The sequence below is a fragment of the Actinoallomurus vinaceus genome (assembly GCF_039542055.1).
Lineage (GTDB): Bacteria > Actinomycetota > Actinomycetes > Streptosporangiales > Streptosporangiaceae > Actinoallomurus > Actinoallomurus vinaceus.
In genome coordinates, this window is record NZ_BAABHK010000002.1 from 64,106 (window position 1) to 79,307 (window position 15,202).

Below are 15,202 nucleotides of genomic sequence, written 5' to 3' on the forward strand. Positions count from 1 at the left end.
ACCACCTCCTCGGTATACAGTGTATATATACGCTGTATACTTTCTTGGAGTGCCCATGCTTCACGCCTCACGGCTGCGCAGACGATTCGGCCCGGCCACCGCCCTCGACGGCTTCGACCTCACCGTCACGGCGGGGGAGATCTGTGGCCTCATCGGCCACAACGGCGCCGGCAAGACCACCTTCGCCCGCATCGCGTGCGGCCTGGACCGGCCCGACTCCGGCCACGTCCTCATCGACGGCGCCGACCCGGCCCGCCGCGCCGCCCGCCGCCTCACCGGCTGGGCGCCCCAGGAACCCGCCCTGTACCCGACCGCCACCGTCCGCGACAACCTCCGCCTCTACGGCGGCCTGGCCGGACTCCACCGCCGCCGCCTGCGCACCGAGATCGACCAGGTCACCACCGCCATGGCCCTGCACGACCTGCTCGACCAGCCCGTCGGCCGGCTCTCCGGCGGTCAGCAGCGCCGCGTCCAGACCGCGACCGCGCTCCTGCACCGCCCCAAGGTCCTGCTCCTGGACGAACCCACCGTCGGCGCCGACCCCGCCACCCGCCAGGCGCTCCTGGCCGCCGTCCGCGCCCGCGCCGACGACGGCGCCGCCATCTGCTACACCACCCACTACCTGCCCGAGCTCGTCGACCTGGACGCCACCCTCGCCGTCGCCGCCCGCGGCCGCGTCATCGCGCGCGGCCCCCGCGAGTCCCTCCTCGACGGCCTGCCCGGCACCGCCCGCCTGCGCTTCGACGGCCCCGCGCCCGGCCACCGCGGCCAGGACACCCTCGTCATCACCTCACCCCGGCCCGCCGAGGCCGCCGCACACGCCCTCACCGAACTCGGCTCCGACGCCGCACGGCTGCGGGGCATCGACATCACCCCGCCCACCCTCGACGACCTGTACCGCCACCTCGCCGCCCCGGAGTCCACCCATGCCGCGTGACATCGCCGTCATCGCCCGCCACACCTGCGTCCTGCTGGCGCGCGACCCGGGCACCCTCATCGCCTACGCGGTCATGTCCTCCACCCTCATGGCCGTCCTGCACCCCGTCTACCAGCGGATGGCCGGCCCCGGCGTCTCCGGGGCCACCAGCGCCGCCGCCGGCACCGCGGTCATGTTCACCCTCCTGGCCCTCGACGTCGCCGGCGAACAGATCCTCGCCGAACGCGACTGGCACACCTGGGACCGGCTCCGCGCCACCCCCGCCCGCCCCGTGGCCGTCCTGACCGGCAAGGCCCTGCCGCTCGTCACCGTCTTCCTCGCCCTCCAGGCCCTGCTGTTCGCCGAGGCCGGCTGGTGGTACGGACTCGACCTGACCGCCGGCACCTGGCGGCTGCCCCTGCTGTGGCTGGCCTGGGCGTCCTGCGCCACCGCCCTCGGCCTGGCCCTCGGCGCCTGGCTGAACAGCCGCGGACGGCTCGGCGCGATCGCCGACATCACCGCGATGATCACGACCGGGCTCAGCGGCGCGCTCGTCCCGCTCACCGGCCTGCCCCGCTGGATCGGCGACCTGGCACCCGCCCTGCCCGCCTACTGGGCGGTCCGCGGCTTCCAGGCCGCCCTCGGCGGCCATCCCGCCGGCGCCTACACCCGCGCCGTCCTCGCCATCACCGCGATCACGGTCCTCGCCGGCGCCCTGGCGGCCCTGGGCACCCTGCGCCGGACCCACCGCACCGCATGACCGCCGCGCCGGGCCGCCGAAGGCGGGCTCTGCTCACTGCGGCGGAGGATCGTCGCTGACCGGACAGCCCCGGCGGGCACGCCGGTCGGCGCAGAGCCGGTGACCGCGGCGAGAAAGCCGTAGCGCGGGTGGCCCCGAGGTCCTCAGAACGCCGGCGCCCCCCGCGGCGTCTCGGTGCCGGCGGGGGAGTGCCTCCCGCGGCCCGGGGCGACCTCGCGCGACTACCGGAGGCGGTCCCCGGGCTCCTCCGGCCCCAGCAGTGGATGCACCCGCATCGCCGCCTCCAGCTCCCCGGGCAGCTCGTCGCGGTACCGGCCCAGCGTCGACAGGTCCGAATGCCCCAGCACCCGCCGCACCGCGTCCATGTCGGTCGCCGCGGCCAGCAGATGCGTCGCGGTCGTGTGCCGCAGCCCGTGCGGGGTCACCGAACGCCGCCGATCCGGATCGACCCGCGCCAGCACCCGGTCGATCACCCCCTGGACGTCGCCGCGCGCCAGCCGCCGCCCCCGCCACGACAACAGCAGCGCCGGGGTCTCCACCCCGCGGGCGCGCCGATGCGCCAGATACGCGTCGAGCACCTGCGCGACACCGCGGGGGAGAGGCACGTCACGCGTACGGCCTCCCTTGCCGAAGATCCGCCAGTAACGCACCCCGTCGTTGGTGAAGAAATGGTCCACGTCCGCGCGGGTCAGCTCCGACACCCGCGGGCCCACCGTCGCCAGCAGCAACACGATCAGCGCGTCGCGCAGCTCGGTGCGCTGATCGGCGCGTTTACGCTCGTCCGGCGCGGCCGACGCAAGCACACGCGCCGTTCCCAACAGGCCTTCGGCCTGCTCGCGGGTCAGCGCGCGGCGCTCCGGGCGCAGGCCTCCCCGCTGCCGCGTCGTGACCGTCACCGCCCGCATCGGGTTCAGCTGGACCCACCCGGCCACCGCCGCGTGCCGGAAGAACGCCGACACCGACCTGCGGAACCGGGCCTGAGAGTAAGCGCTCTGCAGGGGAGCGGCCCCATCGCCGGCCACCTGCGCCCTGCGGCGCCCGTCCGGTTTTCGGGCGAACCGCAGCAGCACCTCGTCGACGTCCTCACCGGTCAGATCGTCCAGCACCCGGCCCCCGCCGGTCAGATCGGCGAACGTGTGGACGTCACGCGTGTAGATCTCCGCGGTGCTGGGCGCGAGCGCTCCGGTGACCGTCTTGGCCCGCACCATCTCCGCGTAGCGATCCGCGGCTTCTTCCACGGTGATCCGTTGAACCTCGGCAGGACGCACCCGCCGGACCCTACCGCCGCCCTCCGACAGAACCCGGGCCCGCCAGGGGACCGCGAATCCGCGCGCCGCAGCGATGCCCGGGCCGGCCATTGTGTTCGCCCGGGGGCGTCCGGTCGTCCCGGCGGCGGTTCAGGCCTCATGTCACGTGGCCGCCGGCGGGGATGCACAGGGCCCGTAGGGGGCGGCGGCTCCGGTGGCCAGCGCCCAGTAATGGTCGCCGTAGGACCAGTGCCACCATTCCGTCGGGTAGTTCACCAGGCCCGCGGCCGTCAGCGCCGCAGCCAGGATCTCCCGGTTGGCACGTGCCTCATCACCGATGCTGCCCGCGGCGGTAAAGCAGGCGCCCGCGCTCTCCTCAGGGCTCGCGTCGATCGCCGTGCCCAGGTCGAGCTCACGGCCGTCCGCGTCGGCGAGCGTTAGATCGACGGCCGCCCCGGCGCTGTGCGGCGCGATCTCCGGCGGAGAGACGAAACGGCTCGCCGCCATGATGATCCGTTCATCGGGCCAGCCGGGATTCTCGGCCCGCAGCTGATCGGCGGCGTACCCCTCGAAATAGCGCCGTTGCAGCGATAACGGCCGGTACCCCTCGACGAGCAGCAGCCGAACGCCCTCGGGCAGCGACGCCTGGGCCTTCACCAGCCGGTCGAGGACCCCCTCCCGTACGAAATAGGCCGCCGGCTCGTCCTCCGGGCGCACGCCGGTCAGCAGCGAGGGTTCACGGCGGACGTCCACGAGACGCTCGCCGCACTCGCGCACCGGCACGGCGGCGACCCTCGCATCCGACATCAAGATGATCTCGCTCATGAGCTGCCGTACTAGAGATCGGCTGAATCGCCCACCGGTATGCGGGCGTAGTCGGTTTCCTCCTCGAGCCACTCGTCGAAGTACTCGAGACCGATCGTGCTGAGCTGGATGTCGTGGATCGGGAACGCCCGGGCCGGCCGGACGTCGCGGACGAAGGTGATGGCATCGCCGATCTTCACCCAGGGGCCGGATGCCGGGACCAGTAGGGTGTCGACCTCGTCGGTGGGGACGAAGAAGGAGTCTCCTGGGTGGTAGAGGCCGTCCACGATGAACCCGAGGTTCGGGCAGCCGGGCAGTCCGTCGATGACCTCGGCGTGAACGCCACCCACGGCCTTCACGGTGAAGCCGGCGGCGGTGAAGGTCTCGCCGGCGGCAACCGTGACCGCTCCCGGGCCGAGCTCGGCAGCCAGCGCCGCATGGGTGTGGACGGTCAGTGTCGGGTTGCCCGCCCAGGCGGCCTTGAGCGTCTCGACGTCGATGTGGTCGGGGTGCTCGTGGGAGACGAGCACGGCTGTAGCTTCGGACAGCGCCGCCTCCGCGTCGGAGAAGGTACCCGGATCGATCACCAGCACCCGATCGCCGTCCTGGACGCGCACACAGGCGTGCCCGAAATTCGTCAATTTCACCGGATCACGATATCGGCCGACCCGAGAAGAATCGCTTTCCCGGGGGGAAGCGGTCTTCCGGTCAGGCAGCCGCCGCGACCCCCCGTCCCGGATCCGTGGCCTGCGCGGAGCGAGCTGGGCGAGCGCAATTTCAGACGGCCGGGGGCAGCCAGGGACGCCGGTCGGTGAGGCGGGTGAGCGCGTCGAGCAGGCCGATGTCGTGCGCGGTGGTGGCCAGGTAGGAGCGGATGGCGCAGAACTGCTCGGCTCCAGCATTGAACCCGTCAATAGCGAATAAATGGGATAAACCAGACAGAAGCTGGATTCTGTCTGGTTTACATCGTCTTCGGGCGGGCCCGGGCCGACGTGGGGAAGGCCGCGAAAATGCGCCGGTCGCGCGGAGCCGGCGCGGGCGATGCGAGCCTGCGGCGGCTCATACTCGCGGCGACGGCGGCGCGGCCGCGACTCAGGCGTCCGGCGGCCCGGGTGCCTGGTGATGCGCCGGCCGGCTCGGAACCGTTCAGACGTCAGGCCGATCCCAAGGCCGCGCCGGTCAGGTTCCGTCGTGACCGGCTTTGCGGCGCGCCGCCTGCCGGACGGGCCGTTCTCGCCATCAGTGCCGCCGTCGATCGCGAGCGTCGCCGTGATGTCGTGGCGACGGGGCTCGAGCCGTTCCTGACCCCGCTCCTCGGGCCTCTCATCGATGCTCGATAAGGGACATTATGTCAAGTAGAGGGTTTGGTGGCGCGTCCGGCGCATCCCCTCGCTCGCCCTGCCGGGCCCCGTCGGCCGGCGGTCTGCGCCGGGACGAGTCCTGCGCCGGTGGAGTCCGCCGCGGGTCTGGTCGCGTCACGCTCCTTCTGTCGTGGCGGCTGCGGAAGTGCCATGGCCGGAGCGACGTGCCGGTCCTTCCGCGGCCGGTTTGCGCTCTGCTCTTCGGTGAGGCGGTCGCCGGTGTCCGTGCCGCGCGGTGGCCTGCGGCCGGGCGGTGTCAGGACGTGGCGGGCCAGGGCGAGTGCGGTGAGCGCCGCGGCGAGCGCGCACACTCCCGGCCATCCGGCGTGCTCGTAGGCGCGTGTTCCGAGCCAGGAACCTGCGCTGCCGCCGAGGTAGGCGCACGTCATGTAGGCGGTGTTGAGCCTGCTGCGGGCGTCGGGGCGCAGCGCGAAGATGCGGGCCTGGTTGGCGACCATGCCGGACTGCATGGCGACGTCGAGCAGCAGCGTGCCGGCGGTCAGCGCGGCCAGTCCGGGCGCGCCGCCAGAGGCGCCCGGGAGGAGGACGCCGGCGGCGGTGAGGGCGCCGAGCAGGCAGATGAGGTTCACCGGGCCGGGGCCCCGGCGGTCCACCAGGCGGCCGGCGATCGGGGTGCAGAGCATGGTCGCTCCCCCGACCAGGGCGAGCATGCCGGCCGCCTGGGCGTCCAGGCCGTAGGCCGGGCCGGTGAGCAGGAGCGCCAGGCAGGTCCAGACGGCGGAGAATCCGGCGAAGACGCACGCCTGGTAGAGGCAGGAGCGGCGCAGGTCCGGTTCGGTGCGCAGGAGGCGCAGCGACTCGGCGATGAGCGCGGGGTACGGGCGGCGTGCGGCCGGGGCGGTGGCGGGCAGGGTGAGGGCCAGGACGGCCGCGAGGATCAGGGTCACGGCCGCGGCCACCAGGTAGGGGGCGCGCCAGCCCAGTCGTTCGCCGAGTGTTCCGCTGAAGGTGCGGGCCAGCAGCATGCCGCCGATCGACCCGCTGAGGAGGGTGCCGGTCACCGCTCCGCGGCGGTCGGCGGGTACGAGCCCGGCGGCGAGCGGGGCGATGATCGGTGCGGCGACCGTGGTGACGCCGGTGAGGGCGCCGGCGACGATCAGGGCCGGCAGGGCGGGCGCGCAGCCGGCGGCGAGCAGGCTCAGGCCGGTGAGGGCGAGCAGGGTGGCGAGGAAGGGCCGGGGCGGCAGCCGGTCGCCGAGCGGGACGAGCAGGAAGATCCCGGCGGTGTAGCCGGCCTGCACGGCGGTCACCGCCAGGGCCGCCGCGTCGGGTGGCACGTGCAGTCCGGCGGCGATCAGCGGGCTGATCGACTGCGGGAAGTAGACGGTGCCGACGGCGACGGCGCAGGTGAGGGCCAGGGTCAGGACCATCCGGCGGCCGATCTCGCTCCCCCGGCCCGTCGGTGCCGGTTCCGGGGCCGGTGTCCCGGCGCGTGCGGGCCGCCTGTGGGTTGCGGATGTCATGGGCCTGAGTTCACGGCAGCGATGCTCGGCCGTCGATGAATGTAGCCTGTGGCTTAATGATCGGTTTTGTGCTCGGCGTCGAGGACCTCGCCGACACGCGTTTCGCCCTCTCCCCCGTGACCGAGACGGTGTTGAGCCTGCGGGTGCTGCGGGATCCGGGTCTGTCGGCGTTGCATCTGCCGTGGCGCCGGTCCGTCATCGGCGGGCTCGGCACGCTGGACGCGGGTCTGCTGATGTCCCTGGTCGGGGACCGGCTCACCCTTCCCGACTTCCTGACCCCGCGGCCCGCGGGTTTCGCCCGGGCCTTCGAGGAGGAACTGGCCGTTGTCCGCCGGGCCTCCCCGGGGCTGGTGCGGCGTGATCTGCTGGCGGCGCACGCGCCCGGCCCGCTCCCCCGCGTCCTGCGGGACGCGACCGCGGACGACGCGGCCGTCGTCCGGCTGCGGGATGCGATCTGTGAGCTGTTGCGGCGGTACTGGGGTCTGGCCGTCGAGCCGGCGTGGCCGCGGATGCGCCTGCTGCTGGAGGCCGACATGACCTATCGTGCCCGGCAGCTGGCCCTGGGCGGTGCCCGCCTGCTGTTCGCTGACATGCACCCGAACCTGCGATGGCACGACGGGGTGCTGCACATCGACAAGATGATCGGCGCGCACCGCGTCGAGGCGTCGGGGCGGGGGCTGCTGCTGGTGCCGTCGGTGTTCGCGCACAAGCCCGCTCCCCCGGTCAGTCCGGACGAGGCGCCGATGCTGGTGTATCCGAGCCGTGGCGTGGCGACGTTGTGGGCTCCGGCGCCGGCTGCCGGCGCGTCCGCTCTGGTCTCGCTGCTCGGCGCGCCGCGGGCCAGGCTGCTGGGGTTGCTGGAGGAGCCGCTGGCCACCGTTGAGCTCGCCCGCCGTGTGGGGGTGACGCCCAGCGCGGTGTCCCAGCATCTGCGGGTGCTGTTCGCGGCGGGGCTGGTCACCCGGGCCCGGCACGGGCGTCAGGTCCTGTATCGGCGCAGCGATCTGGGTGATCGGCTGGCCGGCGGGCACCGCTCCTCCCCCTCCTGACCGCCGGGTGTCCGCGTAGGTGTGTTCTGTGGGGGAATGACGGGATCGATGCCAGGGCTGACAGGGCCGTTGGTCCTTGATTTCAGGGCCGTGGCGTCCTGCCCCCGCGGGGCCGCGGTGTTTAGGGTTGGGCGTCGCACGGCGAAGGGAAGCGAGGCGTTCATGACCATCCGTGTGTTCTTGCTGGATGACCATGAGGTCGTCCGGCGCGGGGTGGCGGCCTTGCTGTCGTCGGAATCGGATATCGAGATCGTGGGCGAGGCCGGCAGTGCGGAGCAGGCGCTGGCGCGTATCCCGGCGGCGCGCCCGGACGTGGCCGTGCTGGACGTGCGGCTGCCCGACGGGGACGGCGTCACCGTGTGCCGGGAGGTCCGCTCGCGGATGCCGGAGGTGGCGTGCCTGATGTTGACCTCCTTCTCCGATGAGGAGGCGCTGTTCGACGCGGTCATGGCCGGTGCGGCGGGGTATGTGCTCAAGCAGATCCATGGGTCCGACCTGGTCAGCGCGGTACGGACCGTGGCGTCCGGGCAGTCGCTGCTGGATCCGCGCAGTACGGCGCAGATGCTGCAGCGGCTGCGGGAGCGCCAGACACGCAAGGATCCCCTGGCCGCCCTGTCGAGTCAGGAACGTCAGATCCTCGAGCTGATCGGTGAGGGGCTGACGAACCGGCAGATCGGCGAGCGCCTGTTCCTGGCCGAGAAGACGGTGAAGAACTACGTGTCGAACCTGTTCGCCAAGCTCGACATGCGCCGTCGTACGCAGGCGGCCGCGTTCGTGGCCCAGTTGAAGGCGGCCGAGGGCCGCGAGTCCCGTGACGAGTGACGTCGTCCGGGACTCCGGTGGGCTGGAGGTGCTGGGCGCGCAGGAGTGTCTGCGGCTGCTGGAGACCGTGCCGGTCGGCCGGATCGTGTTCACCGATCGGGCGCTGCCGGCGGTGCAGCCGGTGAACTTCGCGGTGAGCGGCGGCGACATCATCATCCGGACCGCGCCGGGGTCGAAGCTGGCGGCCGCGGCCCGTGACGCGGTGGTGGCCTTCGAGGCCGATGACCTCGACCCGGTCTCCGGCAGCGGCTGGTCGGTGGTGGTGACCGGGCAGGCCCGCGTGGTGGCGGAGGCGGGTGAGCTCGCCCGGGTGCGTGCCCTGGCGCTGCGGGTGTGGGCGCCGGGCGCCCGCGACCACTTTCTGGCGATCACTCCTGAACTGGTGTCGGGGCGCCGGATCTCAGCGTCCGCGGGCGGTTCACCGGCCTGAGCCCGGCCCCCGGGCAGGCGGGGCCGGTGCCGGCTGAGGCCGCGGCGCGCCCGTCACGGCGCCGGTGCGGCGGTCAGGCCGGGGCGCAGTGGTCGATCAGCCGCATCCGGGTGTTCTGCAGGCGCTCGAGCATGATGGCGGTGAACCGGCGGGTCAGTTCGAAGCCGAGGGCCGGGTCGGTCACGCACAGGGCGCGTACGGCGCGGCCGTCCAGGACGATCGCGCGGACGGGTTCGGCGGCGACGGCGCCGAAGCGCCATTCGTACGGCGGGAACAGCCAGGACCATCCCAGCACGGTGCCGCGGCCGAGCGTTTCGATGACGACCGGGCCGCGCCCGGGCACGCGCAGGTCCAGGGTGATGCGGCCGGCCTGGATGAGCCAGAACCGGTCGGCGCGTCCGCCCTCTTCGAAGAAGCGGTGCCCGGCCGGCACGTCGACGTAGTGGGCGGTCCGGGCGAGCCGGTCGATGTGGCGTTCGGGCATGCCCCGGAAGAACTCGTGGGCCGTCAGGGCCGTTCCCGGCAACGTCGTCATGGCCGTTCAACTCCTCGCCGATGTGCGGTGGTCGGTGGCGTTCCTGGTGCGTGTCGGCGGATCACCGTCGCCGTTTCCAGCGTCGGTGGGAGCGGCGCGGGCCCAGAAGGGCCGAAGGTCCCGCCGGACGGGGCCGCTCGGCTCTCTCGCCGGCCGGGTCGCAGCGGCGATCGTGGATATCGACACGAGGAGGTCGTCATGCACGTTGTTCCGGGACCCCGGTACGTGATCACGGGGTTCGACGGATCCCCCAACTCCGTCGCGGCTTTGCGCCGGGCGGCGGAGGAGGCCCGGCGCCGTCATGCTCGCCTGGACGTCGTCCAGGTCGTTCCGGCGTCGGAGGGGTTGTGGCGGTGGGGGCGGGCGTGGCTGCGGCTGCGCGATGAGGTGGCCCGGCTCCTGCCGCGCTCGCAGCACGTCACGACGCGGCTGCGGGTCGCGCGCGGTGATGCCGGTGCGGAGCTGACCCGGCTCGCCGAGCGGGCCGAGGTCATTGTGGTCGGCGCGCGGCTGAACTCCCATAACGGCGATCCGCTCGGCGGTTGTACGGTCCCGACCGTGCTGACCGCGTCGCCGTGTGAGGTCATCGTGTGTGAGGGGGATTCGCGGCAGGACGCCTGAGGGGTCGGGTGCTCGGCGTGGCGTTCTGCTCGTGGTGCCTGGTCCCGCTGAGGGGGTGAGGTGTTCGGGTTGGGGCGGGGCGAGCATCGCTCGTGCGGTGTCCGGCGGGGGCCGGGCACCGCACGAGCGTGTTCTAGGAGGCGTCCCCGGGGCGGAGACAGACGCAGAACGGGTGACCGGCCGGGTCGAGCAGGACCCGCCAGCGGTCGCCGCCCGGCTGGAACTCCGGCCGTACGGCCCCGAGCTTGACGCAGCGCGTCTCGGCCTCGTCCAGGTCGTCGGCGTACAGGTCGAGGTGGTACCGCTTGGAAGAGTCCGTGTCGGGCCAGTTCGGTGGCCGGTAGCCCTCCACCCGCCCGAAACCGACGTTGGTCACGCCGTCGCCGATCATGGCGCATGCGTCGTCGCTGTAGGTGATCGGCAGGTCGAGGACCTGGTGGTAGAACTCGGCGAGCGCGCGGGGATCGGCGCAGTCGAGGTTGACCATGGCCAGTGAGGCGATCGCGGTCATGGATGGCCGCCTTTCATTCGTCGATGAACGGCTCCCATGATTCCGGCGATACCTGACATCTTCTGGCAGTCTTGTTCGGGACTGTCACACGTCCACGTCGATGAGGGTGCGGGCGCCCCGCCGGACGGCGGCCTGCCCGCCGGTGGCGGCCGCGACCCACGCTTCGAACGCGGCCAGCTCCGCCTCCGGCACCGGCACGTCGATCTCGGCGCTGGGCCCGTAGCGGGCGCCCGACGGCGGGTACGGCGAGGCGTGCAGGTCCCGCTGGAGCCGGCCCGCCCGTTCGTGTCCGACGGCGACGGTGACGGTGACGACGGGCCGGCGCTCGACCACTCCCACGGCGTCGATCGCCTCGGCCACCGCCTGGCCGTAGGCGCGGACCAGGCCGCCGGCGCCGAGCTTGATCCCGCCGAAGTACCGGGTCACGACGGCGACGACACCGGTCAGGTCGCGGCGGCCCAGGACCTCTAGCATCGGCAGTCCGGCGGTGCCGGCCGGTTCCCCGTCGTCGCTGTTGCGGGTGATCTCTGCGTGCTCGCCCAGGACGTAGGCGGTGCAGTTGTGGGTGGCGTCGCGGTGGGCGCGGCGGCGTTCGGCGATGAACGCCTGCGCCTCCTCCTCGGTCACCACGCGGGCCAGTGCGCAGATGAACCGGGATCGGCGGATCTGCAGTTCATGGACGCCGGAGTGCTTGATGGTGCGCATAGCGCCTCCCACCGTAAGGGGCCGGTGGGGACGCCGGCCGTGCGGACCGCGATGTGGTCACGTTCGGTGGCGGCCGGTGTCGTCCCGTACCGTTCGCGTTCTCCCGCCGCCGGCGGGCATCCGCCGCTGATCGTGCTGCGCGCCGACGGCCGGCTGGAGACCTGCGAGCTGCGCGGCCCGATCAGTGGCTGCCTGGAGGGCGCGGTCTACGACAACGCGCACCGCGACGGGACCCGGTTCGGGGACGAGTGGCTGGAGGCGTTCCTGGCCGACTGAACGGGGCTGGCCGCGCCCGCCCTGATGGACCGCCTGCGGGCCCTGGTCGCGACGTTCGACCAGCCGGCCGACGACGACGTCGCCCTGGTCGCGCTCAGCATCCCCGCCTGACGGCCGGGCGTTCCGACGCGCGCCGGACCTGGTTCTCCGAACTGGCGGCCCGCTGATCCGGGGCGTCGACGGCGGGCGGTCCCGTACGGCCGTTCGGATGCGGTTCCCCGGCGCGGCGCCGTCTGCTCAGCCGGTGGCCTGGGCGAAGATCGGCGGGAGGGTCCGTACGGCGGCGTCGAGCTCGAGCAGCGCCGCGCGGACCCGCTCGTCCGCCGAAGGGCCCGGCGCGGCGGGCGTCGGTGCGGGTGGGCGGGGCTCGGTGAGGGGGCGGCGGCCGACGGCCAGGCGGGCCCGGGTCAGGTCGGCGGTGACGGCGGTGTTCAGGCGGACGATGTCGGGTGACGTGAGCACCTCGCCCGCTTCGGCGGCGCATCGCGTGATGGCGTGGACGGGCGCGGCGCACCGGCGTACGGCGTCGATCGCGTCGGCGGGGTGGGGCGCGGTGCGGCGGAGCAGGCGGTGGGCGCGCAGCGGGCCGGCGATCTGCTCGAGCCGGTGCAGGGTGCCGTCGAAGCCGGCCTGGTGATCGGCCAGGTGGCCCGGGTCCTGGCGCGCGGCCGCGAGGAACTCCCCCAGGGCGGCCAGGGCGTCGGCGGTGCGGTGGCGCAGCACGTCGATGGACCTGATCGGCAGGATCAGCCAGGACGCCGCGACGCCGAGTACGGCTCCGACGGCGATCGCCTCGAGCCGGGTCGTGAGCAGGTCGGGGGCCGACTGGCCGAAGTAGCCGTACAGCAGGGACAGGGCCGCGGTGACGCAGCCGGCCCAGTAGCCGTAGCCGGCGGGGCGCAGCCAGGTCGCGACGGCGAGGACCGCGAAGATCACGGCGATGGAGCGGGCGTCGTGCGGGCCGAACGCGCCGGAGGTCACCGTGGCGGCGGCGGTCCCGGCCGCGGCGCCGGCGGTGCGCAGAACGCCTTTGTGGACGACGTCCGCGCGTCCCCGCGCCCCGCTGCAGACCACGAACGCGGTGAGCACCGACCACGCGCAGTGCTGCGGGAACAGCAGGTGGCCGGCGGCGAATCCGGCCCCCACGGCCCCGCCCATCTGCAGGCTCATGCGGGTGCTCGCCGAAAGCCGTCTCCCCCCGGCCGCCGGGGCGGGAGCGGGTGGGATGGCGGCGGCCGGGCGCGTGAATCCCAGGCGGTCCGCGATGCCCTGGGCGGTGAGGCCGCACAGCACGGCGATCAGCGCCACCAGTCCGGCCCACAGGTCCTGGTCGTGACCGGGGGGCCGGCCGCCGGGCGGTGTGACGAGCACCGCGATCAGCGGGAGCACGGCGAGGGTCCCTGCCCTGGCCGCCCGCGGGCCGAACCGGCGGACGGCGATCGTGGCGCAGATCAAGGCGGTGAACACCGTGTCGCCGGCGGCGGGGTGACGGGACATCAGCGCGGAGGTCTCGGCGGCCGCGACGGCCACCGGCGGCAGGACGGCCAGGGCCGTGATCCGGTCGGATGGCGTGGTGCCGGGGCGGGTGCGGGACAGGGTCAGCGCCAGCGCGACCGCCTGGACGAGGATGACGGTGTGCAGGTGCTCGGCGTGCTCGAGCAGCAGCGCCGCCGCGTACGCGGCGAGCGTCGCGGTCATCGTGACGGCGGTCGCCCGCAGCCCGGCCAGGCCCGGGTCCAGCCGCCGTATCCCTGTGAGGCCGTGGGAAACGATACGCAGTGCGTACGACATCGATGCCGTTCTCCCTGATTCACCCGGTGAAGCTTCGCGAGATAGTAAGTGATAGCGTAGCAATATGGGCGATAGGCAGGAGGAGGCGGACCTTCTCGACAGCGCCGCGCAGGTCCGTCAGGGCATCACCCGCCTCGGGCGGCGGCTGCGCGCCGAGCGCTCCCCCGAGGCGCTGAGCGTCAACAAGCTCGGCGTCCTCAGCCACCTGCACCAGCACGGCCCGGCCACCGCCGGTGAGCTGGCCGCCGCCCAGCACCAGCGTCCGCAGTCCCTCACCCGCGTCTTCGCCGAACTGGAGCAGACGGGACTGGTCACCCGGATCCGGGACGAGCGCGACCGCCGCCAGTCGGTGCTGGCCATCACCTCTGAGGGGACCGCCGCCCTGGCCGGCGACATGGCCGAACGCGACGCGTGGCTGGCCTCGGCGATGGCCGGGCTGTCACCGACCGAACGCCAGGTCCTGCGGCTTGCCGGCGCGCTGATGGACCGGCTCGCCGACGACCCGCACCACCCCGCGCGGCACCGCCCCGGTGCCGGCTGACCGACCACTCATCCCCGGGATCCTTCGATGCACTGGTCCGAACACGCCGTCTGGTGGCACGTCTACCCGCTGGGCTTCACCGGCGCCGAACACCGGGCGCTCCCGCCGTCCGCGCCGCCGGTGCCCCGGCTGTCCCGCCTGGCGGACTGGCTGGACTACCTCGTCGCGCTGGGCTGCAACGGGCTCGCCCTCGGCCCGGTGTTCGCCTCCGAGACCCACGGCTACGACACGGTCGACCACTTCCGCGTCGACCCCCGCCTCGGCGAGGAGGAGGACCTGCTGCGGCTCGTCGAGCAGGCGTCGCGGCGCGGGGTGCGGGTGCTGCTGGACGGGGTGTTCAACCACGTCGGCCGCGGCTTCCCCGCCTTCGCCGACGTCACCGCGCACGGTCCGGCCTCACCGTACGCCTCCTGGTTCCGGCCCGCCCCTGGCGGCGGCCACGTGACCTTCGAGGGCCACCACCGGCTCGTCGCGCTGAACCACGACGAACCCCGGGTCGCCGACTACGTCACCCAGGTGATGACGCACTGGCTGGAGCGGGGCGTCGCCGGCTGGCGGCTCGACGCCGCGTACGCCGTGCCGCTGCCGTTCTGGCGCACGGTGACCGCGCGGGTCCGCGCCCGTTTCCCCGAAGCGTGGCTGATGGGCGAGGTCATCCACGGCGACTACGCCGCCTACGTCACCGACGGCGGCCTGGACTCGGTCACCCAGTACGAGCTGTGGAAGGCGATCTGGAGCTCCCTCAACGACCGCAACCTGTTCGAACTGGCCTGGGCCCTGGACCGGCACGACGCGCTGCTGGAGACGTTCGTCCCGTACACCTTCGTTGGCAACCACGACGTGACCCGCATCGCCAGCCGCCTGCACGACGAACGCCACCTCGAACACGCCCTGGTCGTCCTGTGCACGGTCGCCGGGATCCCCGCGATCTACTCAGGGGACGAGCAGGCGTTCCGCGGGGTCAAGGAGGAGCGGGAGGGCGGCGACGACGCGATCCGGCCGGAGTTCCCCGACGACCCGGCGGGCCTGGCCGGGCACGGCCGCCCGTACTACCGGCTCCACCAGGACCTCATCGGCTTCCGGCGCCGCCATCCCTGGCTGGTCCGCGCCCGCACGACGGTGACGACGCTGACCAACACCACGATGGTCTACACGGCCTCCGACGGGGACCGCGGCGTGACCGTCGCGCTGAACGCCGCCGACGATCCCGCCGAGGCCGATCTGCCCCCCGGTGACTGGCGGCACGCGGCCGGACCCGGGCGGGTCGACGGGCCGCGCGTGAGCCTGCCCGCGGCCGGCTGGGCGATCGCGACGCGACCCTAGGGGGTGGCCGGTGGATCTTCGTCCGG

General features: G+C 73.4%; 17 protein-coding genes. 9 read left to right on the forward strand and 8 right to left on the reverse strand.

What is annotated here, in order from left to right:
• The first annotated feature begins 55 nt into the window (after positions 1 to 55).
• Both ABEA24_RS06280 and ABEA24_RS06285 read left to right on the forward strand, forming a co-directional pair.
• Complete coding sequence (locus tag ABEA24_RS06280) at positions 56 to 937, forward strand: ABC transporter ATP-binding protein (RefSeq protein WP_345430624.1); 882 nt, start codon at positions 56 to 58, stop codon at positions 935 to 937.
• Positions 927 to 1,676 (forward strand): ABC transporter permease, encoded by a 750-nt coding sequence (locus tag ABEA24_RS06285; protein WP_345429693.1) that lies wholly within the window; start codon positions 927 to 929, stop codon positions 1,674 to 1,676. Before ABEA24_RS06280 ends, ABEA24_RS06285 begins: the two co-directional genes overlap by 11 nt.
• Positions 1,677 to 1,897: 221 nt before the next feature.
• On the opposite strand, the gene ABEA24_RS06290 is transcribed toward ABEA24_RS06285, so the two are convergent.
• The 4 genes from ABEA24_RS06290 to ABEA24_RS06305 form a co-directional block, all read right to left on the reverse strand.
• Entirely contained in the window at positions 1,898 to 2,944 is a 1,047-nt protein-coding gene (locus tag ABEA24_RS06290; RefSeq protein ID WP_345429694.1) for a tyrosine-type recombinase/integrase, read from the reverse strand.
• Positions 2,945 to 3,085: 141 nt separating this feature from the next.
• A complete protein-coding gene (locus ABEA24_RS06295) occupies positions 3,086 to 3,748 on the reverse strand; it encodes a M15 family metallopeptidase (protein ID WP_345429695.1) in 663 nt (220 codons plus the stop codon).
• Between the two features lie 11 nt (positions 3,749 to 3,759).
• On the reverse strand, positions 3,760 to 4,374 hold the full coding sequence (locus tag ABEA24_RS06300; protein WP_345429696.1) for an MBL fold metallo-hydrolase: 615 nt from the start codon (positions 4,372 to 4,374) through the stop codon (positions 3,760 to 3,762).
• Between the two features lie 704 nt (positions 4,375 to 5,078).
• A complete protein-coding gene (locus tag ABEA24_RS06305; protein WP_345429697.1) occupies positions 5,079 to 6,572 on the reverse strand; it encodes an MFS transporter in 1,494 nt (497 codons plus the stop codon).
• Between the two features lie 56 nt (positions 6,573 to 6,628).
• Here ABEA24_RS06305 and ABEA24_RS06310 point away from each other — a divergent pair, with 56 nt between their 5' ends.
• The 3 genes from ABEA24_RS06310 (at position 6,629) to ABEA24_RS06320 (ending at position 8,873) form a co-directional block, all read left to right on the forward strand.
• A complete protein-coding gene (locus tag ABEA24_RS06310; protein ID WP_345429698.1) occupies positions 6,629 to 7,621 on the forward strand; it encodes an ArsR/SmtB family transcription factor in 993 nt (330 codons plus the stop codon).
• Positions 7,622 to 7,783: 162 nt separating this feature from the next.
• Positions 7,784 to 8,443, forward strand: a complete 660-nt coding sequence (locus tag ABEA24_RS06315; RefSeq protein WP_345429699.1) for a response regulator — start codon at positions 7,784 to 7,786, stop codon at positions 8,441 to 8,443.
• Complete coding sequence (locus ABEA24_RS06320) at positions 8,433 to 8,873, forward strand: pyridoxamine 5'-phosphate oxidase family protein (protein ID WP_345429700.1); 441 nt, start codon at positions 8,433 to 8,435, stop codon at positions 8,871 to 8,873. The genes ABEA24_RS06315 and ABEA24_RS06320 overlap by 11 nt, the downstream gene beginning before the upstream one ends.
• 73 nt (positions 8,874 to 8,946) lie before the next feature.
• On the opposite strand, the gene ABEA24_RS06325 is transcribed toward ABEA24_RS06320, so the two are convergent.
• Positions 8,947 to 9,408 (reverse strand): cyclic nucleotide-binding domain-containing protein, encoded by a 462-nt coding sequence (locus ABEA24_RS06325; protein ID WP_345429701.1) that lies wholly within the window; start codon positions 9,406 to 9,408, stop codon positions 8,947 to 8,949.
• A gap of 198 nt (positions 9,409 to 9,606) precedes the next feature.
• Here ABEA24_RS06325 and ABEA24_RS06330 point away from each other — a divergent pair, with 198 nt between their 5' ends.
• The gene (locus ABEA24_RS06330) at positions 9,607 to 10,029 is read left to right on the forward strand and encodes a universal stress protein (RefSeq protein WP_345429702.1); all 423 of its coding nucleotides are present in this window, start codon (positions 9,607 to 9,609) and stop codon (positions 10,027 to 10,029) included.
• A 133-nt stretch (positions 10,030 to 10,162) separates the two neighbouring features.
• Here the strand turns inward: ABEA24_RS06330 and ABEA24_RS06335 are convergent, their stop codons facing one another.
• Together ABEA24_RS06335 and ABEA24_RS06340 are read right to left on the reverse strand one after the other, a co-directional pair.
• The gene (locus ABEA24_RS06335; protein ID WP_345429703.1) at positions 10,163 to 10,540 is read right to left on the reverse strand and encodes a VOC family protein; all 378 of its coding nucleotides are present in this window, start codon (positions 10,538 to 10,540) and stop codon (positions 10,163 to 10,165) included.
• Positions 10,541 to 10,624: 84 nt separating this feature from the next.
• Positions 10,625 to 11,245 (reverse strand): YigZ family protein, encoded by a 621-nt coding sequence (locus tag ABEA24_RS06340; protein WP_345429704.1) that lies wholly within the window; start codon positions 11,243 to 11,245, stop codon positions 10,625 to 10,627.
• A gap of 39 nt (positions 11,246 to 11,284) precedes the next feature.
• Here ABEA24_RS06340 and ABEA24_RS06345 point away from each other — a divergent pair, with 39 nt between their 5' ends.
• Positions 11,285 to 11,521, forward strand: coding sequence for a hypothetical protein (locus ABEA24_RS06345; RefSeq protein ID WP_345429705.1), 237 nt, complete (start codon positions 11,285 to 11,287; stop codon positions 11,519 to 11,521).
• Between the two features lie 237 nt (positions 11,522 to 11,758).
• Here ABEA24_RS06345 and ABEA24_RS06350 read toward each other — a convergent pair whose 3' ends face one another.
• Positions 11,759 to 13,312, reverse strand: a complete 1,554-nt coding sequence (locus tag ABEA24_RS06350) for an FUSC family protein (RefSeq protein ID WP_345429706.1) — start codon at positions 13,310 to 13,312, stop codon at positions 11,759 to 11,761.
• A 64-nt stretch (positions 13,313 to 13,376) separates the two neighbouring features.
• Between ABEA24_RS06350 and ABEA24_RS06355 the strand changes: the two genes are divergently transcribed.
• Together ABEA24_RS06355 and ABEA24_RS06360 are read left to right on the forward strand one after the other, a co-directional pair.
• A complete protein-coding gene (locus ABEA24_RS06355; RefSeq protein WP_345429707.1) occupies positions 13,377 to 13,853 on the forward strand; it encodes a MarR family winged helix-turn-helix transcriptional regulator in 477 nt (158 codons plus the stop codon).
• A 27-nt stretch (positions 13,854 to 13,880) separates the two neighbouring features.
• The gene (locus tag ABEA24_RS06360; RefSeq protein WP_345429708.1) at positions 13,881 to 15,176 is read left to right on the forward strand and encodes an alpha-amylase family protein; all 1,296 of its coding nucleotides are present in this window, start codon (positions 13,881 to 13,883) and stop codon (positions 15,174 to 15,176) included.
• Positions 15,177 to 15,202: the final 26 nt, after the last annotated feature.

Bases quoted from the DNA above. Each gene is read 5' to 3' on its own strand.
- ABEA24_RS06310 (WP_345429698.1), top strand. From the start codon at position 6,629: ATGATCGGTTTTGTGCTCGGCGTCGAGGACCTCGCCGACACGCGTTTC.
- ABEA24_RS06305 (WP_345429697.1), bottom strand. From the start codon at position 6,572: ATGACATCCGCAACCCACAGGCGGCCCGCACGCGCCGGGACACCGGCC.
- ABEA24_RS06280 (WP_345430624.1), top strand. From the start codon at position 56: ATGCTTCACGCCTCACGGCTGCGCAGACGATTCGGCCCGGCCACCGCC.
- ABEA24_RS06325 (WP_345429701.1), bottom strand. From the start codon at position 9,408: ATGACGACGTTGCCGGGAACGGCCCTGACGGCCCACGAGTTCTTCCGG.
- ABEA24_RS06355 (WP_345429707.1), top strand. From the start codon at position 13,377: ATGGGCGATAGGCAGGAGGAGGCGGACCTTCTCGACAGCGCCGCGCAG.
- ABEA24_RS06285 (WP_345429693.1), top strand. From the start codon at position 927: ATGCCGCGTGACATCGCCGTCATCGCCCGCCACACCTGCGTCCTGCTG.
- ABEA24_RS06315 (WP_345429699.1), top strand. From the start codon at position 7,784: ATGACCATCCGTGTGTTCTTGCTGGATGACCATGAGGTCGTCCGGCGC.
- ABEA24_RS06350 (WP_345429706.1), bottom strand. From the start codon at position 13,312: ATGTCGTACGCACTGCGTATCGTTTCCCACGGCCTCACAGGGATACGG.
- ABEA24_RS06295 (WP_345429695.1), bottom strand. From the start codon at position 3,748: ATGAGCGAGATCATCTTGATGTCGGATGCGAGGGTCGCCGCCGTGCCG.
- ABEA24_RS06335 (WP_345429703.1), bottom strand. From the start codon at position 10,540: ATGACCGCGATCGCCTCACTGGCCATGGTCAACCTCGACTGCGCCGAT.
- ABEA24_RS06340 (WP_345429704.1), bottom strand. From the start codon at position 11,245: ATGCGCACCATCAAGCACTCCGGCGTCCATGAACTGCAGATCCGCCGA.
- ABEA24_RS06330 (WP_345429702.1), top strand. From the start codon at position 9,607: ATGCACGTTGTTCCGGGACCCCGGTACGTGATCACGGGGTTCGACGGA.
- ABEA24_RS06360 (WP_345429708.1), top strand. From the start codon at position 13,881: ATGCACTGGTCCGAACACGCCGTCTGGTGGCACGTCTACCCGCTGGGC.